Raw genomic sequence first — 26122 nt, 5'->3', positions numbered from 1 at the left:
AATGCAACAGCCGAACCGGCAATAATCGGGGAGGAGAACCCGGACCGGCCGTATATCATCAAGTCAGGGGACACCGCCTTGATATGACATGAACACCAGACCCCACGCTTGGTTCCCAACAAATGTCAGGTTTTTTCCGCGGGCTGGGTTTGAACGATCGGAACCGGGCAGGGTCAGGGCGCGTTGGCAGTCATGAATAACATCGACGTGACTGAAACGCTCTTTGCCACCTTGAGCAATTACATCAACGGTCTGATTGCGGCATTGCCCCGGATCGGACTTGCGCTGGCGCTGATCCTGCTGACGTGGTGCGCTGTCGCCATCGTTCGGATGCTGATCGGCAAGTTTGGCCGCAGACTGAATTTGCGCCAGAACCTCAAGGACGTCTTCGCGCTCGTTGCCTCTACGGCAATCTGGTTGATCGGCATCCTGATTGCGCTTGCCGTCGTATTTCCGTCCATTACCCCCGGCAAGGCACTGACGACACTGGGCCTTGGGTCCGTGGCGATCGGTTTCGCGTTCAAGGATACGTTCGAAAACTTTCTTGCCGGCATCCTGATCCTGCTGCGAGAGCCTTTCAGTATCGGCGACTACATCGAGGTCGACGGGCATGAAGGCCGGATCGAGGACATCACGATCCGGGACAGTCGGGTACGCATGACCGATGGCCAGCTGATCGTCATGCCGAACCATACGCTGTTTTCGAACCCCGTGACCGTGCGCACCAACCGGGATCTGCGCCGGACGACGGTGATGTGCGGCGTGGCCTATGATGCTGACGTGGACGAGGCGCGCAGCGTCATCACGCGGGCGGTCAAAAACGTGGAAACCGTCCGGGACGACGTCAAGGATGTCCAGATTTTCGCGCAGGCCTTTGGTGCGTCATCCATTGATTTCGAAGTGACCTGGTGGACTGGATCGCGGCCAATCGACATTCGCACCAGCCGTGATCAGGTCGTCGGCGCAGTCAAACGTGCCCTGGACGATGCGGGCATCGAGATCCCGTTCACCTACCAGACGCTGACATTCAACGAGCCCCTCCAGATTGAACAGATTGCGACAGCACAACCCGAAAAGGCGCAGGGATAAATGGCCGCCGTGCCAGGACGCGCCCTGGTCCGCAAGCTGCTGGATGATGTGCGCGCCAGCTACTGGGCTGTGCCATCAGGTTTCGTCATCACGGCACTGATCCTGGCATTCGGCATGGAATGGATCGACCGCAACGCACAAGATCTGCCATTCGCGCTTCCCGATGCATGGATTGACACGCAGGGCGACGGTGCCCGCCAGACCCTTGCCACCATGGCGACCGCGATCATTGGTGTGGCCGGGGTCATGTTTTCGATGACACTGGTCGCCGTCAGTTTTGCTGCTGATACCTTTGGGCCGCGATTGATCGGAAATTTCATGCGCGATCGCGGGACGCAGATCAGTTTTGGTCTGCTGTTGGGCGTCTTTACCTACAACATGTTCATCCTGCGCGCGATAAAAGGGCCGATAGACGGTCAGGCACCGTTTGTTGCGCAGTATGCCATGGTGGTTGCAATGGTGCTGATGGTGATCGCCATTTTTACGATGATCTACTACGTCCACCATGTCCCCGAGACGATCAACGTATCGAACATCGCGTCTGATCTGGGGCATCGTTTCGGCCGCGACATTCGCCGGCTGATCGAGACCCGCCCGACAATCGAGGTCGAACAGATTTCACCGCGCACCGACCAGATCACGACCGATTTGCACTTGAAAACAGCCGGTTACATCCAACAGATGGACGTGGCCGCACTGAACGAACAGGCGCAGAGCCATGACTGGCTGATCGACGTGATGCACGCCCCCGGGACGTTTATCAGCCCCCATGTGTCGGTGGCGTCGGTCAAATCGTCAAAGGCGCTGACGGATTCACAACTGCAAGGGCTGCGCGACGCCTTTGCGACGGGAAACGCCCGCACCGAAGATCAGGCGACGCCCTTTATCGGCGATCAACTGTGCGAGATGATCGCGCGCGCGCTGTCGCCGGGGTTCAACGATCCGTTCACCGCGATGAACTGCCTGAACTGGCTGCATGCAGGACTGATGGACGGGCTGCTGTACAAGGGCGGACTACACCCGATCACGCCACAGCGGGTCGCGATCCATCATACCGATTTCGGCGACCTTCTGGGGCCGTTCGAACGCGCGGCCCCCTATACGGTCACGGACCGCATGGCGCGTTTGCGGCACCGTGACCTTGCCCAGTCGTTGATCGCACGGATGCCATCCGACCATGCCCAGCGACACAGGCTGGACCGGCTGGTCAAAACGCTCGACCAGCCGGAAGAAGATATTACTGTCTAAGCGCATCCTGCGGGTCGATGGTGACGATCCCCAATGCAGCGCCAACTGCGGCATAGGTAACCTGACCCGCGTGCACGTTCAGGCCCGCCAACAGATGCGGATCGTCACTGCAGGCCTGCCGCCACCCCTTATCCGCCAGCGCCAGCATGAATGGCATCGTGGCATTTCCCAGCGCGATGGTGCTGGTGCGGGCAACCGCACCCGGCATATTGGCCACGCAATAGTGCATGATCCCATCCACATCATAGATCGGATCCTGATGTGTCGTCGCCCGCGATGTCTCAAAGCAACCGCCCTGATCGATCGCCACGTCGACCAGGGCCGCACCCGGCTTGAGATCGGCAAGCTGCGCGCGACTGATCAGCTTGGGCGCAGCGGCACCGGGAATGAGGACGGCACCGATAATCATGTCGGCCTGCATCGCCAGTTCGATCGTGTTGCCCGCGCTGGCAAAGCCGGTTTTGAACACCCCGGCAAAGGTGTCATCCAGATAGCGCAGACGCGGTAACGACCGGTCCAGCACCGTCACATCTGCACCCATGCCAGCGGCGATCCGCGCGGCCTGCGTTCCGACGACCCCGCCACCGATGACGGCAACGCGCGCGGGTCCGACACCCGGCACACCACCCATCAGAACGCCCCTGCCACCATTCGCCTTTTGCAGGGTCCAGGCACCGACTTGCGGGGCCAGCCGACCGGCGACTTCGGACATGGGGGCCAGCAGCGGCAAGCCGCCGTTGCGGTCCGTGACGGTTTCATAGGCGATGCAGGTCGCACCAGAGGCGATCAGGTCCTGCGTCTGTGCCGCATCAGGCGCAAGATGCAGGTAGGTGAACAGGATCTGCCCCTCGCGCAACATCTGGCGTTCGACCGGCTGGGGTTCTTTTACTTTGACGATCATATCCGCTGCGGCAAAGACATCGGCTGCGTTTGCCGCGATCTGGGCACCTGCCGCGATGTAATCAGCGTCGCTGAAACCCGCCCCGACGCCTGCTTCTGTTTCGACGGTGACCGTATGACCGTGCAACACCGCCTCGTGCGCTGCATTCGGCGTCAGGCCGACACGGAACTCTTGGGGTTTGATTTCTTTGGGGCAGCCGATGTGCATGAGGGACTCCACTGTTTGCATTTGCCACACTGTCGCGCCGCCCTTGCGAAAATTTGTCGAATTCATTACCGCTGATAGCGATCACATTTGTAAAATTATGCGTCTATACGCATTATTTCGGGACATTTTTGCGCATGACGGATTTGGACGCGACAGATCTTCGACTGGTGGCGGCATTGCAGCGCGATGGCCGCATGACGAATGCGGAACTGGCGGACAAGGTGCACCTGTCCGCTTCGGCCTGCCATCGTAGGGTGCAGCGTCTGGAAAAACTGGGGGTGATCGGCGGATACGTTGCAATCGTGAATGCACGCAACATCGGCCTGTCAACCACGGTATTTGTCGAAATCACACTGTCCGGGCAGGCCGATGAACTGCTGGACGCATTCGAACGGGCCGTGCGTCTGATCCCAGATGTGTTGGAATGCCATTTGATGGCAGGATCAGCGGACTATCTGCTGAAGGTGGTCGCGCGCGACACCGAGGATTTCGCCCGCATCCACAGACAGCATCTGGCGCGCCTTCCCGGCGTCGCGCAGATGCAGTCTAGTTTCGCGTTGCGGACCGTCAGATCAACGACAGCCCTGCCGATCTGATCAGCCTGCGTTCAGCGTCTCGGTCGACGAAAAGAACATCGCCTGTGCGACCGCTGAACGTACTTGTTCTTCAGTGTAAGGCTTGGCGATCAGGAAGGCAGGCTCTGGCTTGTCGCCCGTCAGCAGCCGCTCTGGGAAGGCAGTGATGAAAATTACCGGCATGTCACCAAACGTCTGCAACAGCTCGTTCACAGCGTCGATGCCCGAAGAATTGTCTGCCAGCTGGATATCCGCAAGGATCAGATCCGGCTTTTCCGACGTGCCCAGCTTGACAGCGCCCTCATGGGTGCGAGCGATGCCCGTCACCTTGTGGCCCATGTCGGACACCAACGCCTCGAGATCCATGGCAATGATTGCCTCGTCCTCGATAATCAGGATGCGGCCCGCGATGCTGTCAGCCATTTCGCGATGTGCCACGCTGACCAGATGTTCCGCTTCGGCCTCGTCGATCGACATGATGTCGGCAATCTCGGCAAAGGAAAATTCTTCGATTGTGTTGAGCAACAGCGCCTCGCGCGTGTTTGTCGTCAGCTTCGCCAGATGCCGCAGGGCTGCACCTTCGATGCCGACAGGGCTTTCGCCCGGGCCGGACAGGTCGGTGCTGGACCACATCATGTGCAGCGTCTTGAACAAAGCCGATTTGGCCGAAATCTGCATGTCGAAAATGCTGCGATCTTCCAGAATGGCCTCGAGCGTGGCAGCCGCATAGGCGTCACCGCTCGATTGCGATCCGGTCAGTGCCCGCGCGTAGCGACGCAGATAGGGGAGATACGTCCCAATTGCGGTTGTGATATCCTGGTTGGCAGACGCGCTCGCCATATATTATTCCAATCTTGTCCCTGTTCGTGGGAACCTAACGCGCTGTGGCGCGTTTGGGTTCCGCAAGCAATTGCAGAAACCAAACATAAAGACGGTCTAACCAATGTCCAACGACCCAAGCAGCGAAAAAGCGCGACAGCAGATCGACGAGAATCTAAAGCGCGTTTTTCAGGCTCAGGAAGAAGCTGAATTGCCTGACCGTTTCAAACAGCTTCTCGAACAGCTCAAGGCGCAAGACAGTCAAACCGGTGATGCATCGTGAACACCGATCCACGCGACGAACTCGTGATCCATCTTCCTGCATTGAGGGCCTTTGCGATTTCGCTCACGCGGAATGGTGCGACGGCTGACGACATGGTGCAGGATACCGTGGTCAAGGCATGGACGAACATCGACAAATACGAAGCGGGCACCAACATGCGCGCCTGGTTGTTTACGATCTTGCGCAACACGTTCTATTCCAGTCGACGCAAGGCAAAGCGTGAAGTTGCTGATGTCGACGGCATTTTCACCGAAAACATGGCTGAAAAACCGGCCCATGACGGCCACTTGCAGATGGCGGATTTCCAGACGGCCTTTGCCAAATTGCCTGACGAACAACGCGAGACCCTGATATTGGTCGGTGCATCAGGTTTTTCCTATGAAGAGGCCGCAGAAATGTGCGGCGTGGCTGTCGGAACGATCAAGAGTCGGGCCAACCGGGGGCGCAAGCGCCTGGCAGAGCTGATGTTTCTGGACGAGGATGGCCCCGTGGAACTGACCGACAAGGCGACTGTCGCGGTCGTCAGCAGCAATGGCAGCTCTGCATTCTGATGCCCCAGGGGCGGCCGGATAGCGAGGAATCGTTTCGGTTCCTCCGCGGGCTTCCGTTTCGCGTCGTCGCATTCCTTTCGCTTGCTCTTTTGCCGATCGGCATGTTGGCCATCTGGCAAACAAAAGACCTGGACGAGACCCTGCGCGAACGCACCGAACTGAGCCTGATCGCGCGGACCGAACTTGGATCTTCGGGTGAACGCCGCGCAATCCAAAGCGGGATCGGGTCCGCAGCTGCCATCGCGGAAATGTATCCAGAGCTGATTGGCGATCCCGAACGATGCTCTGCCGCCGTCAGCCGCTTGGTCGAAAACAGTCCGATCTACAGTTTTATCGGCTTCGTGCCGGTTGGTGCGCCGATCCTGTGCTCGTCCTTGCGCGCCCCGATCAGCGAAGAGCTGATCGACGAGGAAATTCGGTCACGTTCTTCGTCGGCAGTGCAATCTATCGTGCCGCTTGGTGATATCACCGGCAATGGGCGCAGTTTCGCGGTCCTGCTGCAACCGATCCTGAATGGTGACGCCGTTGTAGGGCAGGTCGCGATCGCCATCCCGACCGATGTTCTGACCCAGCAGCAGGATATGACGATCGATGATCAGCCGTTGTCGATGGTGATCTACAATCAGGCCGGCGATGTCATTTCCACCCAGGGCGAACCGCTGGACCCGGCCGTCGTCAGATCGCTTGTCGAACCCCAAAAAAACGGATCGATCTTTGACCCGCAACGGCGGGTCGTGCGCAACCAGAGACCTGACGGTCATCACCAGGTTCTGACGACCGCGTCCCTGATCCCGGGTGTGGCCTACGCCGTCGGCAGTTGGGATCCCGCCCATGCGGGACTGCAACCTCCCGGAACGGTGCTGCCGACATTTTCGCTGCCGGTTCTGATGTGGTTCGCCAGCCTGCTGGTCGCCTATTTTGCCGTCCACCGCCTGGTCGTCGCCCCCATCCGGGACTTGCAAAAACGCATGCGGCTGTTTGCCGTGAACAGGTCGCTGCCCAACACCAACCAGATGGAACGCCTTCCGACGGAATTGTTCGAACTGGAAAAAACCTTTGGCAACATGGCCTACGACCTCATGGATGACGAGGCCCGCATGGAAGATTCCTTGCGTGAAAAGAACGTCCTGCTGAAGGAAATCCACCACAGGGTCAAAAATAATCTTCAGATGATCTCTTCGATCATCAACATGGAAATCCGCGCCAGTGACGATAATTTCGCACGCAACACGCTCAAGCGTTTGCACGCCCGGATCATTGGCCTCGCGACCGTGCATCGTCTTTTGTACAAGAGCGATAACCTCGGACGTGCAGAGGCCGAACCACTGATGCAAGAGGTGTCGAGCACGCTGTTCGACGCGCTGTCCGCCACCCATCCAAAGGCGGATACGCGGCTGACCTGTGACACCTTTAGCCTGATCCCCGATCAGGCCGTTCCCATGTCATTGTTCATCGGCGAAACTGGCGCGCAGGCCGTCCGCGACATGCCGGTGCCGACTGCCGAAAATCCCGGTTTTCTGCATATCAGTCTCAAGATCGTGTCGCCCGGCACCGCGCTCATCATTTGCCGCAGTCCCTACGTCGTAAAGCCGGACCATCGGGCGACGACCGAAGTAAAGACCGGGGCGCAATTGATGCGAGCCTTTGCGATGCAGCTTGGCAGCGACTTCGAGACGACAGAAAGTGACGGCATCCGAACCCGGACACTGTCATTTGCAATCACATCGAACATTCCGGACGCGCTGGACTACTGAGTGAAGCGCGACGATGTGTTGCATGATCGCCTCTGTGCACTGTCACAAAAACTTTAACTGGTATTGGTCGGAACAATCCATTTGCCGCTGGGTTGGGTCGTATCGGATTTATGAGGCAGATAAATGAGCACCGAAGTTTTCTTGGCAGGAATGGCCGCTGTATTGCTTGCAGCCATCCTGATTCATGCGATGACGCGCCTTCCAAAGGACGACACTGACGACGACAGTGCCCACGTGCGAAACAGCGTTAGCCCGCAGGGTGCCCGTCGCAAGTAGACACTGCACGTCTGCACCACGAAAAAAGCCTGCCACGTGGCAGGCTTTTCGTTTTTTAGCGATAAGAGGGCGACTTACTTGCGCAGGCTGTCGCGGATTTCCAGCAGGACATCCAGTTCGGACGGGCCGGTTTCCACCTCGGGTGCGATATCGTCAGGCTTTTCCGAAACAGCCTTGAGACGGTTCACAGCCTTGACCAGCATGAACACGACAAACGCGATGATCAGAAAATTGATGCAGGCCGTGATAAAGGCACCATAGGCAAAAATGGCTGCACCTGTTTCGCGCGCAGCATCAAGGCCCGTGCCTGCGGCGACATCACCAGACAGCACGACGTACATCGACGTGAAATCTACGCCACCCAGCACAAGGCCGATGAACGGGTTGATCAGATCCGCGACCAGCGATGAAACGATTGCCGTGAACGCAGCACCAATGATGATACCGACCGCCAAATCCATGACGTTGCCCTTGGCGATGAAATCTTTGAATTCCTGAAGCATGTGCCGTTTTTCCCCAAACCTTATGCGGCATTGTGCCGCAATTCCCGGATGCCAAAGACGATTAAAAGCCGTGCTAAAAAAAAGATAGCTTTTTCTACACGAAGCTGACGAAACCTAGAAATTTGCGCACGACAGGCCACAAAACAACGGGGATGGCGGTCAATCAGGCAGCGTCCCATTCAGGACGTAGGTCAAAATTTCAACTACCTGTTTCGGTGTCTCGACGACAGCCAATGCAGCTGCGTCCACCTCTTTCAGGGCATGCTGATGGTCCGGGCCATGCATCACGATCAGCGATTTGCCCAGCGCTGCGGCCATGCCTGCATCGAATGCCGCATTCCACTGTTTGTATTGATCGCCGAACCGAACGACGACGATGTCCGCGCTTTCGATCCCTTTGCGGGTGCGAATGGCATTCAGTTTCGCACCCTTGTGATCGTGCCAGAATTTCTGGTCCTCGGCCCCCATGATGGCCACACCGCAATCGTCAGAGGCGGCGTGATCCGTCACCGGCCCGGCAAACGTCACGTCAAGATCAGCGGCAGCCGCGGTGATCTGGTCACGCCAGTCAGTATGGATTTCGCCGGACAGATAAACTTTCATCACATTACCCTCGTCAGCTGCGCAATGCGCCGCCTGTTGCCTTGGTGACCTTGGCCACGATCTGTGCGCCGACAGCCTCGATCTGCTTGTCGGTCAAGGTCGCTTCGGTCGGCTGCAACCGCACCGTGATCGCAAGCGATTTCTTGCCCTCGCCCAGATTGCCGCCGATGAATTCGTCGAACAGACGTACCTCTGCGATCAATGCCTTGTCCGCGCCGGCCGCCGCATTCATCAGCGTCTGCGCGGGAACATCCGCATCCACGACAAAGGCAAAATCACGTTCGACCGCCTGCAAATCGGTTGCCGTCAGTGCTGGGCGCGTATTGGTCTTTGACCGCGGAAGGGGAACTTCGGCAGGGAACAGCGTGAACCCGACAGCCGGCCCCTTGATCCCCATATCGGACAGCACCTTTGGGTGCAGCTCTCCGAAGATACCAAGAACCTTTTTCGGTCCCAAACAGATCTGGCCATGGCGACCGGGGTGGAACCAGTCTGGCCCATCCCGCATTACCTGGGTTTTCGCAGGTGCCCCGATGGCCGCAAGGATCGCCTCGGCATCGGCCTTGGCGTCGAACAGGTCCACCGGGCGCGATGCGCCGAATGTATCACGGGGACCGGTGCGCCCGATCAGGATACCCGTCACGCAGGGCGATTGTTCACCCGGTTCGCCACCGGCAAAAATATCACCGACCTCGAACAGGGCCATATCGGCGATCCCGCGCGTCTGGTTACGCGCCGCAGCCTGCAACAGGCCCGGCAGCAGCGCGGGGCGCATGTGCGACATTTCGGAACTGATAGGGTTTTCCAGACGCGTGGCATCCGACCCGCCACCGAACATCGCGGCAGAGGCTGCATCGATAAAGCTGTAGGTCACGCATTCGTTGTAGCCCAGCGCCGCCGCCGTACGGCGCGCCGCCTGTGCACGGGCCTGCTGTGGCGTCAGAACCGGTTTCGGCACGCCGGGCTGGGTGCGTGGCAACGGTTTTCCCTGCAATTTGGTCAGCGACGCGATGCGTGCCACCTCTTCGACCAGATCAGCCTCGCCCTGCACGTCAGGCCGCCAGCTGGGTACATGGGCCTGATCCCCGTCCAGAACGAACCCCAACGCGGTCAGGGTCTGGCGCTGCGTGTCGGCCGGAATATCCATACCCACCAGCCTGATGACACGGTCGGTATCCAACCGATAGCTGCGCGCCACGTCAGGCACGGCACCCGCGGTCACCATGTCGCTGACCTGACCACCGACCGTATCGACGATCAGCGCACAGGCATGGTCCAGCCCCTCTGGCGTCAATGCAGGATCAATTCCGCGCTCGAACCGGTAGCGGGCATCGGAATTGATACGCAAGGCGCGGCCTGCATAGGCAATCTGCACCGGGTCCCAATAGGCGCTTTCGACGAAAACGCGGGTTGTATCGACGGTGCAGCCTGTCGCCTCGCCGCCCATGATGCCGGCGATGCTGACAGGTCCGTTGTCGTCGGAAATCACGATCTGACCTTCGGACAGCGTGTAGGTCTTGTCATCCAGCGCGACGATCTCTTCGCCACCCGACGCACGATGAACACGCAGATCGCCAGACACCTTGTCCGCGTCAAAGACATGCAACGGACGGTTCAGGTCGTAGGTGTAGAAATTCGTCACATCCACAAGGAAACTGATCGGACGCAAGCCGATGGAGGTCAGGCGTTGCTGCAACCACGCGGGGGACGGGCCATTGGTCACTCCCTCAATCAGACGACCACAAAACACGGGACACCCATCCTGCGTATCATCCGCGATCGACACACCGACTGCCGGAGCACCGTTGCCATGCACGGCAGGGGCCGCAAGCGGGCGCAGCTTGCCGATGCCGCGTGCCGCCAGATCACGCGCCACGCCGCGCACGCCCAGCGCATCGGGACGGTTTGGGGTGATCGCAATTTCGATGACCGGATCGACCCGCGCGGGATCATGCTGGGCCAACCAATCGGCAAAGCTTTGTCCGACCTCGCCCTGCGGCAGTTCGATGATGCCGTCATGCTCTTCGGACAGTTCAAGCTCGCGCTCGGACGCCATCATGCCGAAACTTTCGATGCCGCGGATCTTGCCCACGCCGATCGTGGTGTCGATCCCGGGGACGTAGACGCCCGGATGCGCCACGACGACGGTGATCCCCTGCCGCGCATTCGGCGCACCACAGATGATCTGCTGCAATCCGTCCCGCGTTTCGACCTGACAGACGCGCAACTTGTCCGCGTCAGGGTGCTTTTCCGCCGAAGCCACGTAACCGATTGTAAAGTCGCGCAGGCGTTCGGCCGGATTTTCGATGCCTTCAACCTCGAGCCCGAGATCGGTCAAGGTCTCCGCAATCTCTTCGACAGAGGCATCGGTGTCCAAATGGGTTTTCAACCACGACAAAGAAAATTTCACGCACACGGTCCCTTGTTTGGCGACATATCGCGTCGTCCTAGCCTATTGCGCCGCAGGGGAAAAGTGCCGTGCCATCAAACACCGGCCAGCGTGAAAGATCCGCATATGTGATGGATGGCGCGGCTACAGCGTGAACGCAGCGCGAAACGCCTCCAGCGCGGTCTCCTCCTCGCCTTTGGCAAAGGATTCGAGCGCGACAGGGCCTGCATATCCCATGCGGTGCAGTGCCTCGGCCACGGCCTTGTAGTTCACCTCGCCCGTGCCGGGCTCGAACCGGCCCGGATTGTCGGCCACCTGGACCTCACCGATCCAGGGCAGGCATTTTTCGCACCAGCGGATCAGGTCACCCTCGCCGATCTGGGTATGATACAGGTCCAGATTGATGCGCAGTTGCGGGCGGTCGATCTGCGACACAAGTGCCAGGACATCAGCCGTCGATCCGAACGGACAGCCCGGATGATCAATCTGGTTCAGATTTTCCAGCGTAAAGACGACATCATGGCTTTCCGCCAGATCGCAGACGCGATTGAGCGTGTCACGCGCCTTGAGCCACATTGCACCGGTTGTCACGTCGTGCTGCCAAATCGGGATACCGCCATCGCCCAATCCGGTGCCATGCAAGTTCAACCTGTCCACGCCCAGCCGCTTGCCGATCTGCACCGTTTCAAGGGCAGATTTCAGCAACATGTCGGCCCCCTCGTCATCGGCCAGACGCCCTTCGAGGTAGCCGTTCATGATCGTGAAATGGGCCCCGGTCCGTTCCAGCGCGTCGATATCCCACGCGGGCCAGTTCCACAGTCCGACGCCGAAACCCATTTCGTGCAGCCTGGCCGCACGCCAGGCAATCGGCCTGTCCTGCCAGAGCATCTCCGCACATGCGGCCAATTGAAACCCTTCAGTCATTTCAGGCGTCCCTCTCCATGATCCACGCGACTTCGGGGGCTGCGACGAACCGCCATTTGCGCAGCGGCCCCGCCATTACATTGAGGTAGTACATCTCGAACCCATAAGGCGCGCCGCAAGGATGATGCCCACGCGGGACCAGAACCACGTCACCGTCGCTGACGGCCATCGTTTCATCCAGCAGGCCGTCGTCCGTATAGACCCGCTGAACGCCAAACCCGTTGGCCGGATTCAGACGGTGGTAATAGGTCTCCTCGAGATAGGTGATCCGCGGAAAATCGTCCTCGTCATGGCGATGGCTGGGGTAAGATGACCAATGGCCGGCCGGGGTGAACACCTCTGTCACCAGCAGGCTGTCGCAGAAATCCTCGTTTTCCATGGCGATGTTGTTGATGTGGCGTGTGTTTGTGCCCTTGCCACGTTCGGTCAGCGTGATCCCGTCAGGTCCGATCCGGCGCGCGACATGGCCGCCGATCCCGGGGGCAGAGCAAACGGCAATCACGCAATCGGTTTCGGCCTTTGCCTCCCATGCGGTACCATTGGGCAAATACAGGCAATGCGGCGGCGTTTTCTTGAATACGTCCATCCGGTCGCCCAGCACACCCCAGTCCTGTCCCGCGCCGTTCACCGCTGCCTTGCCTTCGACCATCACCAAAATGACCTCGCGGTCACCCGTCGCCTCGGCTGCGGTGTCACCGGCACGCAGCCGATACAAAGAGAACCCGACATAACGCCAGCCTGCGCTTTCGGGTGTGATCTGATGCACCTTGCCACGGGTTCCGAACGGTTTTTTCAGCAGGTCAGCCATGTCGGTCATCCCTCGATTGTCAGGCCGGACCGGCCACAGATGTCGGTGATATGGTCAAAGCCTATTTTCGAATATTCATAGGGCGCGGCCTTGGCCGGGTCCTGTTCCGCCTCGACCACGATCCAGCCGTGGTAATCCATTTTCGCGAGCTTGTGGGTGATTGCCTGGAAATCGATGCATCCCTCGAGGTCGCCCGGCACGGAATAAACCCCGGCTGCAACCCCATCGAGAAAGCTTTTGTCCTGCGCATTCACCCAATCCAGCACCGGCTGGCGCACATCCTTGAAGTGCACGTGACTGACGCGGTGCCCCCATTTGTCCAGGACCGCCACCGGATCGGCACCCGCAAAATGCAGATGACCCGTATCGTAGAGCAGGGTCAGATCATCAGTGGATCCTTCCATAAGCCAGTCGATATCCTCGGCGTCCTGCACCATCGCCCCCATGTGATGATGATAGCTGAGCGTTACCCCCGTGTCGGCGGACCACTTGGCGACCTCGGACAGTTTTGCGGCATAGGCCAACACCTCGTCGCGGGACAGCTTGGGGCGCTGACTGACTGGCGTGTTCAGCATGCCCTGAATGGTGTTGGAACATTCGGCATAAACGATACAGGGCGCATTGAGTGCCGCGAATTGTTCGACCTGCTGACGGATCGCCGCCTGTTCCTCGGCCACCGTCGTGACCATCAGGTTGCCCGAACACCATCCGCCGCACAGCACGACCCCGTAGGTGTCGAGATAGGCGCGCAGGCCCTCGGTGTCGGCAGGCATCCGGCGGCCACGTTCAACCCCCTTGTAGCCGATCCGGGCAGCGTCCTGCATGGCTCCTTCGGTGGTGTAGTCCTTGGTCAATTCTGGCAGATCATCGTTTTGCCACGCGATCAGCGAAATACCGATTTTGACAGACATCAGTCGGCCCTTTGTTTTTTCTTGTTGGTTTCGTAGGCCGCACGCGCGGCATTCACTTCGGCACGGGTGCTGACCTCTGGCACGCCCACATCCCACCAGGTGCCCCCCGGTTCGGTGCTGGGATAGGGGTCTGTGTCAATGACGATCACATAGGGGCCCTTGGCCTCTGCCCGGCGCGCCAACGCCTGTTCCAGCTCTGCGATCGAACTGACCTTGATGCTGACGGCCCCCATCGATTCTGCGTGTTTGGCAAAGTCGATCCTGGAATTTTCACCGCCGATAGCGTGGTCCAGCAGGTTGTTGAACTCTGCCCCGCCGGTGCCCATCTGCAACCGGTTGATGCAGCCATAGCCACGATTGTCCGTGACCACGACGGTAAATGGTATCCCCATCATCGCCGCCGTCGCCATTTCGGAATTGGCCATCATGTAGGTGCCGTCACCGGTAAAACAGATCACGTCGCGGTTCGGCTCGGCCATCTTGATGCCCATGGCACCCGCGATTTCGTAGCCCATGCAGCTGAAACCGTATTCCATGTGATAGCTGCCGGGTTTGCCCGCCTTCCACAGCTTGTGCAATTCGCCCGGCATGGTCCCTGCGGCGCACATCACAACAGTCTCTGCGTGGGCGGCGCGCTGCACGGCGCCGATGACCTGCATGTCGGTGGCCAGCGCGTTGCCGTCAGGGGCGTCGGTCAGCGGATCGACCTGCGCGAACCAGTCGGACTTGAGCCCGTCAACCGCACCGGGGCAGCTGTGGCCATTCAGCAAATCCCCCAATTCCTGCAACCCGATCAGGGCGTCTGTTTGCAACGGAACCGCACCATGTTTCATCGCGTCATAGGCTGCAACGTTTAGGGAAATCAGCTTGCGCACGGGATTGGCGAACAGGCCCCATGACCCGGTGGTGAAATCCTGAAAACGGGTGCCTATTCCGATCACCACGTCAGCCTCGGCGCAGACCGTGTTCGCGGCTGCGCCACCCGTTACACCGATCGGCCCCATGTTCAGCGGATGATCCCATGGCATCGCGGATTTGCCTGCCTGCGTTTCGGTCACCGGGATGTTGTGCGCCTCGGCAAAGGCCACGAGCGCGTCAGTGGCGCCGCTGTAATGCACACCGCCACCCGCGACAATCACGGGGCGTTTTGCACCGCGGATCAGGTCAGCGACATCCTGCAGCTCTTGCGTGTCGGGGCGCATGCGACGCTGATGCCAGACCTTCGGCTCAAAGAAACTTTCGGGAAAATCATAGGCTTCGGCCTGTACGTCCTGACAAAACGACAGACACACCGGGCCACATTCGGCCGGGTCGGTCATGACCCGGAATGCCCGTGGCAAGGCGGTCAACAACTGTTCGGGGCGCATGATACGGTCAAAATAGCGCGTCACCGGTTTAAAGATGTCGTTGACGGTCACCGTGCCGTCTGTCCAGTCCTCGACCTGCTGCAACACTGGATCGGGGCCGCGATCGGCAAAGACGTCGCCGGGGATCAGCAGAACCGGCAAACGGTTCACATGTGCAAGCGCCGCCGCCGTCACCATGTTGGCCGCCCCCGGCCCGATCGAGGACGTCACGGCCATCGCCTTGCGACGACCCGACTGCTTGGCATAGGCGATGGCCGCATGCGCCATTGTCTGTTCGTTGTGGCCGCGCCACGTCGGAAAGAATTCCTTGGCAGCATGCAGTGCCTCGCCGATCCCGGCGACGTTGCCGTGACCAAAGATCGCCCAGCAGCCTTCGACAAAGCGGTCGCCATCGGCGTTCTGCTGGGCCGCGATATAGCGCACCATGGCCTGTGCGGCCGTCAGTCGGATCGTCTTTGTCATCGGATCACTCCTCGTTCAGGCGGGCATCGGCCCGCGCCTTGTCCCAGATATTGCAAAGCCGGGTATAGCGACCGACCATCTGGGTTATTGCTGCATCGTCTGCCATCTCACCCTTGAGCCAGGCCCGTGCCGCATCACCAAAGATGGTGCGCCCCACCGCGAAACCCTTGACCAACGGTTGGCGCGCGGCAAGCGCGAAACTGGCCGCCAGTTCAGCTTCGGGCGCGTCCAGTCCCAACACAACGATACCGCGGGTCCGCGGATCGTTTCTCTCGATTGCGGCGACGGCATTGGTCCATGCCGCATCGGTCTTGAACGGCTCCAGTTTCCACCAGTCGGGATAGACGCCCGCATCGTAGAATGACTGGATCAGAACAGCGGATGTGTGGTCGTCAACGGGGCCGACCTTGGACGGGATGATTTCCAGCAGGAATTCCAGCCCATTGCGGCGCGCCGCCGTGAACAGGCGTTTGACCCGCGCAATCTGCATCTTTGATGTCTTGTCGTCATCGTCAGGGTGGCAGAACACCAGCAATTTGACGACATTTTCACGCGCCCATTCGCGCAGATTTCCCAGGTCTTCGCCCAGTTCCGGCTCGAACGCGATAGGGCGCGATCCCGGCAGTTCGGTCGGACGACCGATCCACAGGCCTGTGCCGGACGCCTGATGCAAGGCAGACCGCCCGATCCGGTTGTCGCACAAGATGCCATAGCCCGGTTTGCCGTCCTGAACCTTCATTGCTGCGGCAAGGCACAGTTCCTTGAAGGCCGCGCCCTTTTCCAGCGTGTAACCCTGCATCTCTTCCAGCTGGAGCCGGTGATCGAACGCAAAGGTCTTGACCGAGGACCAGTCACCCGACCGGTTGGTGGCCCAATGGACCTGTTCCAGTTCCGCATCATTGCGCAGGTCCGGACGCTTGATCCCGCGCGCAAAGAAAAATTGCAGCTCGTCCCACGACGGATAGGCGGGCGTGCAGCCATGGCGGCTGACCGCAAAGGCACCGCAGGCGTTCGCGTATTTCAGGGCCGTTGGCCAATCCTCGCCGTCCAGCCAGCCTTTCAGCAGGCCCGACATGAATCCGTCACCAGCCCCCAGCACGTTGAACACCTCGATCGGGAAACCAGGACCTGCTGCGCCCTCATCCAGACTGTCGGGAATTTCACCGACAAAGGCCACCGCCCCATCGGCGCCCCGCTTGCACACCAGTGTGGCACCGCTGACAGCCCGGACGGCACGCAATGCTGCAATCGTATCGGTCGTCCCGCCCGCGATGTGGAATTCCTCTTCGGTGCCCACGATGAGGTCGAACAAATGCAGCGTCGATTGCAGTTTGGTCGTGACAGCATCGCTTGCGACGAAACGGTTTTCGCCGTCGCCGTGCCCGGCCACGCCCCACAGGTTCGGACGGTAATCGATATCCAATGCGGTTTGCAGACCGGCCGCGCGCGCAATGTCCAGCGCCTTGATCGTCGCGGCCTCGACCTGCGGATGGCTCAGGTGCGTGCCTGTGGCCACGACAGCGCGGGCCGACTGGATGAACGCAGGGTCGATGTCGTCGACCGTCAGCCCCATGTCTGCACAGTTTTCACGATAGAAAATCAGCGGGAACTGTTCCTGATCGCGGATGCCCAGCAGAACCAGCGCGGTCAGACGTTCGGGGTCGACCTTGACGCCATCGGTGTTGACGCCCTCGCGGGCCAACTGTTCAGTGACGAAACGGCCCATGTGTTCGTCACCAACGGCGGTGATCACGGCGGATTTCAGGCCTAGTCGCGCGGTGCCGCAGGCGATGTTCGTCGGACTGCCCCCGATGTATTTGTCGAACGACCCCATGTCCTCCAACCGCCCGCCGATCTGCGCGCCATAGAGATCCACAGAGGATCGGCCAATCGTGATGAGATCAAGTTTCGTCATGTGACGTACCTGTTGTTCGGAAATTTCAGTGTGAGGGGCTGACAGAAATTGTCCTGTCAGCCCCTCGAACCATTCCAACGTTCCTGGGAGGACACTGAATGGTATGCGATAGATGTCGTCAGACCGTCCCGCCGAGCGAACCTTCGAGCTGGGCCAGTTCCTGGCCACCTGCCATCAGGTCCTGCAACTCTTCCGGGGTGATTTCGCCGCGTTTGGCCGTCCCCAGCGTCTTGCCCCGGTTCAGCACCGTGAACCGATCCCCGACCGCCAGCGCGTGCCGCACGTTATGGCTGATAAAGACGACGCCGACGCCCTGCTTGCGCACCTTGTCGATCGTCGCCAGCACATTGGATGTCTGGCGCACACCCAGCGCCGAGGTCGGCTCATCCAGGATCAGCACCTTGGCACCGAAATAAACCGCACGGGCAATCGCAACCGTCTGGCGTTCGCCACCCGACAACGTGCCGACCGCCTGATCGGGTCCGCGCAGGTTGATGCCCATCTTGCGCATTTCGGTCATGGTGATGTCGTTGGCCATTTCGACGTCGAACCGCTTGAACAAACCACGTCCCTTGGTGGGTTCACGTCCCATGAAGAAGTTGCGGGCCACCGACATCAGCGGGATCATCGCAAGGTCCTGGAACACCGTGGCGATTCCGGCCTCCATTGAATCGCGCGGCGTGGCAAAGCTCATAGGCTTGCCCTCGAACAGGATCTTGCCGTGTGTGGGCTGGTGGACGCCCGACATCGTCTTGATGAATGTCGACTTGCCCGCGCCGTTGTCACCCAGCAGGCAGTGACACTCTCCGGGCCGGATGTCGAAACTGACGCCGGCCAAGGCGATGATGTTGCCAAAGTGTTTCTGGATGTCCTGCATCTGGACGATCGGTGCGACCTTGTCGTCGACTGCACCATGATGGAATTTACTGTCATCGGTCATATCAACGCTCTCCCGTGACGCGCTTGCGAATGGCATTGTTGAACAGAACCGCGATCAGCAGCATTCCGCCCAGGAACACCTGGAACCAGTCCTGGTCGAAATTCGTGTAGGTCAGGCCGATGACCACCATTCCAAAGATGATGGATCCAAAGAATGCACCGATTGCCGACCCATAGCCGCCCGTCAGCAGACAGCCCCCGATCACAGCGGCGATGATCGCCTCGAATTCCTTTTGAAAACCGCGCCGAGCGTCGGTCGATCCTGCGTCTATCACGGTGATGATTGCCACCAGCGCAGCGCAGCACGCCGTCACCATGAACAATGAAATCTTGATGCGTTTCACCGGGACACCCGAATTGGACGCAGCCGTCGTGTCGCCACCCGCAGCAAAGATCCAGTTTCCGGCAGGGGTGCGCAACAGGACATAGGTCGCGACCAGCGCCAGCACGACGAACCACAGGATCTCGACCGGGATACCCGTCACCTTGGGCGTGCCGTTACTGAATGTTTCGACCAGTCCGCGTTCAGCCAGCCATGCGAAAAATCCCGGAAATGCATCGCCGGAAAACACAGGTGCAAGCCAGTCGTTTTCGGTCGCATCACGCACGCCGCGCAGCTGCGTCGACCCGCCAGAGGCCCATTTCAGGCCCACCAGCGACAGGCCGCGCAGGATAAAGAGAAACGCCAGCGTCACGATGAATGACGGCAGACCGGACCGGATCACGATAAATCCGTTGATCGCACCGACAAAGCCAGCGAAAGCGAAAGTGATCGGGATTGCGACGATCAACGGCAGTCCCCAGACCATGACGCAGACACCAAAGAACAGACCGGCAAATGCGACCATCGACCCGATCGACAGATCAAATTCGCCACCGATCATCAGCAGGGCGGCACCGATTGCCAAAATACCCAACTGTGCCGCCGGTGTCAGAAAGTTGATGATGCCAGAAGCCGTGAACATCGCGGAATCCGCGGTAATCACAAAGAAGATGGCGACCAGTATGACGCCCGCGATTGCACCCAGTTCGGGCCTTTTCATCAGACGCGAAATCAGGGGCTCTGCCTTGATCCGTTCATCCGTGGTTTGATTTGGTGTAGTGTCGCTCATGACGCCCTCTTCGAGATTTATCGAAGGCGGCGCAAAACTGCGCCGCCTTCTGTTTCATGTCGAGGGCGCTTAGCGCAGGCCCTGCGCGGACAGATCGATCACCTGACCGGCCTTGTCGGCGGTGATCAGGTTCGGACCAGAGGCGATGTCGCCACCAGGCATCAGGCCGAATTTGGCCTGCAACGCCATGATCGCGACGCCCATGTAGCCCTGCAGATACTGCTGCTGGTCCAGTGCGAATGCCGCGTCACCATCCACGACCGACTGGAGGAAGCCTGCGGACATATCAAAGGTCGCCACGTTCACGTCACGGCCCGATGCCTTGACGGCGGCAACCGACGGTTCGCCCGCGGTCGATGCGCCCAGCGCCACGACGGTGTCGATCGTGTCGTCAGATGCCAGCGCAGCGGACACCTTGGATTCGATCTCGGCCGGATCATTGGTGGTCGGCAGGACTGTTACGCTACCGCCAAAACCTTCTTCGAAACCTGCGCAGCGCTGATCCAGAGAAATGTTGCCGACTTCCTGGTTGACGCAGAGTGCGTTGGTGCCGCCCATCTCGGCCAGCGCTACGCCTGCTGCCACGCCTGCGTCAAATTCATCCTGACCGACGTGCATCGCCGCACCCAGTTCCTTGGCCTGTGCGCCACCGGCGTTGATGGTGATGACCGGGATGCCTGCGGCAATCGCACGTTCAACCGACGGCCCAAGCGCATCGGGATCGGGGAACGAAATGACCAACCCGTCCGGCTCTTCGTTCACGGCCGCGTCGATCAGCTGCGACATCAGAACCATGTCAAAGGTTTCGGGCGAATTGTAGGACACGTTCGCGCCGGTGTCGGCTGCGGCCTGATCCACGCCCGCCTTGACCACGGACCAGAACGCATCGTTGGCCTGGCCGTGGACAACGACAGCGATATCCTGGGCCATCGCGGGTGCGGCGACAGCAACTGCACCAGCAGCGATTGCGCCTTTCATGAATGTTTTCATTTGGTTTTCCTCCCTTGGATTTCCATTCGTACCGGTCAGCCCGGCCTCTTGTTCACGCGCTTTGCCTGCGCATGTCGCATCGCCCGATGTGGACGCGCGCCTCGTTTCAGGCCGCCTCCCCGCGGCCCGAATTCCCTGTGATCTCCGCCATATCGACCGGGCGGCCCGTCTGTGCGGACCGCGTTGCCGCCTCTGCCATCGCCAGGGCCGCAACGCCGTCGATCAGGTTGACGGGCATGTCGGTGTCGCCCTTGACGGCTGCGACAAAGGCCGCCCATTCAGCCTTGTAGGCCGGCATGTAGCGTTCGAGGAAAAAATAGGTCGGCTTGGCGCTGCTCACCCCGGACGCCGTGGATTTGACCACGGTGTTTTCCAGCATGTTCTGCGCCTGCAACAGGCCTTCGGACCCCAGAACCTCGATCCGCTGATCGTAACCATAGACCGCGCGGCGCGAATTCTTGATCACGGCGATCCGACCGTCTGCATAGGTCAGCGTCACCACTGCCGTGTCGACATCGCCGGCCTCACCGATGGCAGGATCGACGATGGATGTGCCTGCTGCGGATACCGTCACCGGTGTCGCACCCATGATGAAATTCGCCATGTCGAAATCATGGATCATCATATCGCGGAACAAGCCGCCAGAAACCTTGATATAGCTGACGGGTGGCGGTGCGGGATCAAAGGATGTCAGCGACAGCAGCTCGGTCTTGCCGATTTCGCCCGCCGTGATGGCAGACTTGAGCGCATTGAAACTGGGGTCAAACCGGCGATTGAAACCGATCATGATCTTGGCGGCGCGATCGCCGACATTCTCTAGGCAGGCAGTCGCACGCGCGAGGCTGAGGTCGACCGGTTTTTCACACAACACTGCCTTTCCTGCGGCGGCGGCGGCCTCGATCAGGTCGGAATGCGTATCTGTGGACGTCGCGATCAGCACTGCGTCGATGCTGCTGTCTGCGATGATTTCGTCCGAGCTGCGGACGGCGCAACCATAGGTCGAGGCAAGCGCCTGTGCATTGTCGTCAAACGCATCCGACACAGCGACCAACGCGCTGTCATGGTGCGCCGAAATTGCCTGTGCATGAACATTCCCGATGCGTCCCGCACCGAGCAAACCTACCCGCATTCTGAGATCCTCCCGATTCCCTTGCGTCATTCAAAACCAGCTTTGCACCCGCGTGCAAGAAATTTTTGCACCCGCGTGCAAAAATCATCTACAATTGAAAGAAGGACGATGAGTGTTCACAGTCGCTGAACATGCGCAATGACCAAGGAGCCGTTTCGGAAATGAAGGATCAAGAAGGCTCTGTCACGGCTGACGACGTCGCCGCACTGGTTGGCGTATCGCGCTGGACCGTGAACCGCGCCTTCAAGAAAGACGCGTCTATTTCCGCAAAATCCCGCGAAAAGGTCATGAAAGCCGCTGAAACGCTGGGCTATGTCCCGGATCTTCTGGCAACAAGCCTGGCCACCGACCGCACCAATCTGGTGGCGTTGCTCGTCGATGATTTTGCCAACCCGCACAAGCTGGTCATGATGGAACGGCTGACGCGCATCCTGCGCAAGAACGGCTATGATACGCTGTTGGTCAATACCAGCGATGAGGAGGACGCATCTGCAGCACTCCTTAACGCCAGCCAACGGCGTGTCGATGCGGCAATCCTCATCGGGGTCAGCTTTAACGACCAAAGTCTTGAGACCGCGATCGGCGCAAAGCGGGTCAAGAAACTGATTGTCTTTGCGCGCATGTCGAAAAACGAAAACACGATTTCGGTCTGTTGCGACGATCGCGCGGCGATGACGGCCATTACGGAACATGTTTTTGCGGCGGACTATCGCAACCCGTTTTTCATCGCAGGCCCGCAGACGCAGTCCGCACACCTTCAGCGCAAGGAAATCTTCTTGTCGCAATGGGAAAAGACCACCGGCAATCGCCCCAAGTTCGCCTCTGTCGACCGCTATGACCCCAAGCTGGCCTACGATCTCGTGGTGCAACGGTTCAAAGGTGCAAAACAGGCAGATTTGCCGGATGTGCTGGTTTGTGAAAACGACGCCCTGGCGTTGGGGGCATGCGATGCGATCCGCTATGAACTGGGACTGCGCGTGCCCGAAGATATCGCGATCACCGGATTCGACGATGTGCCGCAGGCGTCCAGCCCGCAATACGAAATAACGACCTACCGCCAGCCATTGACGGATATGGCAAACGCACTGGTCGAAGTCCTCGAAGGCAAGAAGCGCACCAAGAAACTGCATGCCTTTCTGGGAAGGCTGGTCATCCGCAAGAGCGCATAGGCCAGTGCCTGCGATTCGCGGTCGGACCGACCGCACAGTGCCAACCGAACAGGCGATATGACGCAAAGCAGATCGTCCCCGCAGGGTGCCTGCTTGGCATGCGATACGTTATCTGTTCTCAAAGGAAGTTTTCGTGGTGAGCCCGCAGGGGTTCGAACCCTGGACCTACTGATTAAAAGTCAGTTGCTCTACCAACTGAGCTACAGGCTCTGACCACGGGGTGCGAACTAGAATGGCAACACGAGATGGTCAACCCCCCAAAGCGGCACGGGCTGGATAAAGTTCTCGGTCAGGCGTATAGGCCCGCCCATGACACACCCGATCCCCTTCATGAAGATGCACGGCCTGGGCAACGATTTCGTCGTGATTGACGCACGCGACGGTTACGCCGTCGATTCCCGCCTGGCTGTTGCGATGGCGGATCGGCATCGCGGAATCGGTTTTGATCAGCTGGCCGAAATCGCAGACAGCGACGCAGGTGACCTGCACCTGACCTTTTGGAACAGCGACGGCAGCACCTCGGCAGCCTGCGGCAACGCGACGCGCTGTATCGCGGCATGGCACATGGCGCGCACAGGTTTGGACCGCGTCACGATCACGACGGATCGCGGAGCATTGCTCGCCCAGCGCACGCCGGACGGTGTATCCGTCAACATGGGTGCGCCGCTGCTGGACTGGGCGGATATTCCGCTGGCGCATGACACAGATACCCTGCACCTCCCTATTGAAGGCGATCCGGTCGGGACCGGCATGGGCAATCCGCATTGCAGCTTTTTCGTGGATGACCTGGCCGCAATCGACCTTGCGGCACGCGGTGCCAAAACAGAACATCACCCGCTGTTTCCCGAACGGACAAACGTGCAGTTCGCGCAGGTCGTTGGGCCGGATCATCTGCGCATGCGGGTCTGGGAACGTGGCGCGGGTGTGACGCTCGCGTCCGGTTCGTCATCCTGCGCCGTGGCAGTGGCAGCCGCGCGGCGCGGCCTGACCGGGCGTAGCGTGCGCATCGACCTGGACGGCGGCACGCTGATGATTGACTGGCGCGCGGACGGTGTCTGGATGACCGGGCCGACCGCGCATGTCTTCGACGGGGTCTGGCATGGCTGACGCACCGATCTTTTCCAACCACGGGTGCCGGCTGAACGCCTATGAAACCGCCGCAATGACCGAATTGGCCGAGGCGGCGGGCGTCACCAACGCCGTTGTCGTCAATACCTGTGCCGTGACCGCAGAGGCCGTGCGCAAGGCGCGGCAGGACATCCGCAAACTGCGGCGCGCGCATCCGGATGCCACGCTGATCGTGACAGGCTGTGCCGCACAGACCGAACCTGAAACCTTTGCCAATATGGCCGAGGTTGATCGCGTCATCGGCAACACGGAAAAAATGGACCCGTCCACCTGGGCCGGGATGGCCCCTGACCTGATCGGCAGCACCGAACCGGTGCAGGTCGACGACATCATGTCCGTGACCGAAACCGCAGGCCATCTGATCGACGGATTCGGCGCGCGCAGCCGTGCCTATGTCCAGGTCCAGAACGGCTGCGATCACCGCTGCACCTTCTGCATCATCCCATTCGGTCGCGGGAATTCGCGATCGGTCCCCGCTGGCGTCGTGGTCGACCAGATCAAGCGTTTGGTGGACCGCGGATTTCAAGAGGTGGTGCTGACCGGTGTCGACCTGACCAGCTGGGGTGCCGACCTGCCGGCGACACCCCGTCTGGGTGATCTGGTCCTGCGCATCCTCAAACTGGTGCCGGATCTGCCGCGCTTGCGCATTTCTTCGATCGATTCGATCGAGGTGGACGAGGCACTGATGCAGGCAATTGCCACCGAAACGCGCCTGATGCCCCACCTGCATCTGTCGCTCCAGCATGGCGACGATTTGATCCTGAAACGCATGAAACGGCGTCATTCACGCGATGACGCAATCCGTTTCGCCCAAGACGCACGCCGCCTGCGGCCCGACATGACCTTTGGCGCAGATATCATTGCGGGGTTTCCAACCGAAACCGAAGCAGCCTTCGAGAACTCTCTCGCGCTGGTCGAGGAATGCGCACTGACGTGGCTGCACGTGTTTCCCTATTCGCCGCGCCCCGGCACGCCTGCCGCCCGGATGCCGCAGGTCCGTGGCCCCGCGATCAAGGATCGCGCTGCACGCCTGCGTGCGGCAGGTGACGCCGCCGTGGCCCGCCACCTGCAAGGTCAGATCGGGCAGCGCCACGCCGTCCTGATGGAAAGCCCCCGCATGGGTCGCACCGCACAATTCGCAGAGGTGCATTTCGACGCAGATCAGCCCACCGGCCAGATCGTCGATGCGGTGATCAGCGGCGCGGACAAGACGCACCTGACAGCCTGACCCCTCGACAGTTAGCCATGACCGGGTGCAGTGTTGCGCCAAACCCGGAGGACCTTCATGCAACTGCTGTATTCACCTGCCTCGCCCTTTGCCCGCAAATGCCGCGTCCTGCTGCGCGAGGCGAACCTTTTGGACGCGGTCCAGGAGGTCAATGTCAGCACCACGCCTTTTGCCACCGATGCGGCCGTAGCCGCCGCCAATCCCATCGGCAAGATTCCGGCGCTGCTACGCCTTCACGGACCGGCACTTTATGACAGTCGCGTCATTACCCGTTTTCTCGATGACCACGGGAACGCCGGCCTTTATCCGCATGCCCGCCTGTGGGACACGCTGATCCTCGAGGCGACGGCCGACGGCATCATGGAGGCCGCTCTGGCGATTACCTACGAAGGCCGGATGCGACCGGATGACAAACAATGGCCTGAATGGACCGACGCACAATGGGCCAAGGTCGCCCGTGCGCTGGACGCCGTCGAGGACCGCTGGATCAGCCATTTGTCCGGCCCGCTGGACATGGGCCAGATCGCGATGGGCTGCGCATTGGGATACCTGGATCTGAGGCATGATTCGCGCAAATGGCGTGCCGGACGGGACGCGCTGGCCGGGTGGCATGCCACATTCAGAGGGCGCACGACCATGATCGACACCGCTGCGACGGCCTGACCCGCAGCAATGCGCCGCAGCCAGCATGTTTGGATAAAGTGGTCAGCGGCACTATTATTAAGCGTACGGCGAAAGCTTTCCTTAGGCGTGCGCCGCGAAACTGCAACCCCTGCGCTGGAATGTCCGCTGGACGGGCCGGGTCGTGCAAGCTAAACAGCGCCGAATTAAGCGGCGTAGTC

At 60.0% G+C, this 26122-nt stretch carries 24 protein-coding genes and 1 tRNA gene; 10 read left to right on the top strand and 15 right to left on the bottom strand.

Annotated features, from left to right (window positions below; translation table 11 throughout):
- Window positions 1-192: 192 nt before the first annotated feature.
- Complete coding sequence (locus BMX27_RS02555; RefSeq protein ID WP_090158325.1) at window positions 193-1089, top strand: mechanosensitive ion channel family protein; 897 nt, start codon at window positions 193-195, stop codon at window positions 1087-1089.
- Entirely contained in the window at window positions 1090-2337 is a 1248-nt protein-coding gene (locus BMX27_RS02550) for a DUF2254 domain-containing protein (RefSeq protein WP_090158324.1), read from the top strand. It abuts the gene before it with no gap.
- Here BMX27_RS02550 and ald read toward each other — a convergent pair.
- Complete coding sequence (gene ald, locus BMX27_RS02545; RefSeq protein WP_090158722.1) at window positions 2327-3445, bottom strand: alanine dehydrogenase; 1119 nt, start codon at window positions 3443-3445, stop codon at window positions 2327-2329. The two genes, BMX27_RS02550 and ald, sit on opposite strands and share 11 nt — an antisense overlap.
- Before the next feature lie 134 nt (window positions 3446-3579).
- Between ald and BMX27_RS02540 the strand changes: the two genes are divergently transcribed.
- A complete protein-coding gene (locus BMX27_RS02540) occupies window positions 3580-4041 on the top strand; it encodes an Lrp/AsnC family transcriptional regulator (protein ID WP_090158323.1) in 462 nt (153 codons plus the stop codon).
- On the opposite strand, the gene BMX27_RS02535 is transcribed toward BMX27_RS02540, so the two are convergent.
- On the bottom strand, window positions 4042-4860 hold the full coding sequence (locus tag BMX27_RS02535; protein ID WP_056030466.1) for a response regulator: 819 nt from the start codon (window positions 4858-4860) through the stop codon (window positions 4042-4044).
- A gap of 103 nt (window positions 4861-4963) precedes the next feature.
- Between BMX27_RS02535 and BMX27_RS02530 the strand changes: the two genes are divergently transcribed.
- The 3 genes from BMX27_RS02530 to BMX27_RS02520 all read left to right on the top strand — a co-directional run bounded on the left by BMX27_RS02530 (window position 4964) and on the right by BMX27_RS02520 (window position 7427).
- A complete protein-coding gene (locus BMX27_RS02530; protein WP_090158322.1) occupies window positions 4964-5122 on the top strand; it encodes a NepR family anti-sigma factor in 159 nt (52 codons plus the stop codon).
- A complete protein-coding gene (locus tag BMX27_RS02525) occupies window positions 5119-5673 on the top strand; it encodes an RNA polymerase sigma factor (protein WP_371260057.1) in 555 nt (184 codons plus the stop codon). The genes BMX27_RS02530 and BMX27_RS02525 overlap by 4 nt, the downstream gene beginning before the upstream one ends.
- Window positions 5674-5774: 101 nt before the next feature.
- Window positions 5775-7427 carry a sensor histidine kinase gene (locus BMX27_RS02520; protein WP_177172628.1) on the top strand — a complete coding sequence of 551 codons (1653 nt, stop codon included), beginning with the start codon at window positions 5775-5777 and terminating at the stop codon, window positions 7425-7427.
- A 350-nt stretch (window positions 7428-7777) separates the two neighbouring features.
- Here BMX27_RS02520 and mscL read toward each other — a convergent pair whose 3' ends face one another.
- The 12 genes from mscL to iolG all read right to left on the bottom strand — a co-directional run bounded on the left by mscL (window position 7778) and on the right by iolG (window position 21755).
- Window positions 7778-8206: a large conductance mechanosensitive channel protein MscL gene (gene mscL, locus BMX27_RS02515; protein WP_090158319.1), complete on the bottom strand. Its 429-nt coding sequence runs from the start codon at window positions 8204-8206 to the stop codon at window positions 7778-7780.
- 159 nt (window positions 8207-8365) lie between these two features.
- The gene (locus tag BMX27_RS02510) at window positions 8366-8809 is read right to left on the bottom strand and encodes a YtoQ family protein (RefSeq protein ID WP_090158318.1); all 444 of its coding nucleotides are present in this window, start codon (window positions 8807-8809) and stop codon (window positions 8366-8368) included.
- Between the two features lie 13 nt (window positions 8810-8822).
- Entirely contained in the window at window positions 8823-11219 is a 2397-nt protein-coding gene (gene pheT / locus BMX27_RS02505) for a phenylalanine--tRNA ligase subunit beta (protein WP_090158317.1), read from the bottom strand.
- Between the two features lie 123 nt (window positions 11220-11342).
- Window positions 11343-12122, bottom strand: a complete 780-nt coding sequence (locus BMX27_RS02500) for a TIM barrel protein (RefSeq protein WP_090158316.1) — start codon at window positions 12120-12122, stop codon at window positions 11343-11345.
- Between the two features lies 1 nt (window position 12123).
- Window positions 12124-12930 carry a 5-deoxy-glucuronate isomerase gene (gene iolB, locus BMX27_RS02495; protein WP_090158721.1) on the bottom strand — a complete coding sequence of 269 codons (807 nt, stop codon included), beginning with the start codon at window positions 12928-12930 and terminating at the stop codon, window positions 12124-12126.
- A gap of 5 nt (window positions 12931-12935) precedes the next feature.
- Window positions 12936-13841 carry a myo-inosose-2 dehydratase gene (gene iolE, locus BMX27_RS02490; protein WP_090158315.1) on the bottom strand — a complete coding sequence of 302 codons (906 nt, stop codon included), beginning with the start codon at window positions 13839-13841 and terminating at the stop codon, window positions 12936-12938.
- Complete coding sequence (gene iolD / locus BMX27_RS02485) at window positions 13841-15670, bottom strand: 3D-(3,5/4)-trihydroxycyclohexane-1,2-dione acylhydrolase (decyclizing) (protein WP_090158314.1); 1830 nt, start codon at window positions 15668-15670, stop codon at window positions 13841-13843. Before iolD ends, iolE begins: the two co-directional genes overlap by 1 nt.
- Window positions 15671-15674: 4 nt before the next feature.
- The gene (gene iolC / locus BMX27_RS02480; protein ID WP_090158313.1) at window positions 15675-17585 is read right to left on the bottom strand and encodes a bifunctional 5-dehydro-2-deoxygluconokinase/5-dehydro-2-deoxyphosphogluconate aldolase; all 1911 of its coding nucleotides are present in this window, start codon (window positions 17583-17585) and stop codon (window positions 15675-15677) included.
- Between the two features lie 118 nt (window positions 17586-17703).
- Complete coding sequence (locus BMX27_RS02475; protein WP_090158312.1) at window positions 17704-18525, bottom strand: ATP-binding cassette domain-containing protein; 822 nt, start codon at window positions 18523-18525, stop codon at window positions 17704-17706.
- A gap of 1 nt (window position 18526) precedes the next feature.
- Entirely contained in the window at window positions 18527-19636 is a 1110-nt protein-coding gene (locus tag BMX27_RS02470) for an ABC transporter permease (RefSeq protein WP_090158311.1), read from the bottom strand.
- 69 nt (window positions 19637-19705) lie between these two features.
- A complete protein-coding gene (locus tag BMX27_RS02465) occupies window positions 19706-20626 on the bottom strand; it encodes a substrate-binding domain-containing protein (RefSeq protein WP_090158310.1) in 921 nt (306 codons plus the stop codon).
- A 106-nt stretch (window positions 20627-20732) separates the two neighbouring features.
- Window positions 20733-21755, bottom strand: a complete 1023-nt coding sequence (iolG, locus tag BMX27_RS02460; protein ID WP_090158309.1) for an inositol 2-dehydrogenase — start codon at window positions 21753-21755, stop codon at window positions 20733-20735.
- 161 nt (window positions 21756-21916) lie between these two features.
- On the opposite strand from iolG, the gene BMX27_RS02455 reads away from it, so the two are divergent.
- Window positions 21917-22924, top strand: a complete 1008-nt coding sequence (locus tag BMX27_RS02455) for a LacI family DNA-binding transcriptional regulator (protein ID WP_256212370.1) — start codon at window positions 21917-21919, stop codon at window positions 22922-22924.
- Between the two features lie 134 nt (window positions 22925-23058).
- On the opposite strand, the gene BMX27_RS02450 is transcribed toward BMX27_RS02455, so the two are convergent.
- Window positions 23059-23134, bottom strand: a tRNA-Lys gene (locus BMX27_RS02450).
- Window positions 23135-23233: 99 nt separating this feature from the next.
- On the opposite strand from BMX27_RS02450, the gene dapF reads away from it, so the two are divergent.
- From dapF to BMX27_RS02435, 3 genes are read left to right on the top strand one after another with little or no spacing between them, the layout of a single operon-like run.
- The gene (gene dapF, locus BMX27_RS02445; protein ID WP_256212369.1) at window positions 23234-24031 is read left to right on the top strand and encodes a diaminopimelate epimerase; all 798 of its coding nucleotides are present in this window, start codon (window positions 23234-23236) and stop codon (window positions 24029-24031) included.
- Window positions 24024-25280 (top strand): tRNA (N(6)-L-threonylcarbamoyladenosine(37)-C(2))-methylthiotransferase MtaB, encoded by a 1257-nt coding sequence (gene mtaB, locus BMX27_RS02440; RefSeq protein ID WP_090158307.1) that lies wholly within the window; start codon window positions 24024-24026, stop codon window positions 25278-25280. The genes dapF and mtaB overlap by 8 nt, the downstream gene beginning before the upstream one ends.
- Before the next feature lie 57 nt (window positions 25281-25337).
- The gene (locus BMX27_RS02435; RefSeq protein ID WP_090158306.1) at window positions 25338-25943 is read left to right on the top strand and encodes a glutathione S-transferase family protein; all 606 of its coding nucleotides are present in this window, start codon (window positions 25338-25340) and stop codon (window positions 25941-25943) included.
- Window positions 25944-26122: the final 179 nt, after the last annotated feature.

Origin of the sequence: Loktanella sp. DSM 29012, assembly GCF_900110705.1 — a bacterium.
GTDB classification, from domain to species: domain Bacteria; phylum Pseudomonadota; class Alphaproteobacteria; order Rhodobacterales; family Rhodobacteraceae; genus Loktanella; species Loktanella gaetbuli.
This window is presented reverse-complemented; position numbering and strand designations above follow the sequence as displayed.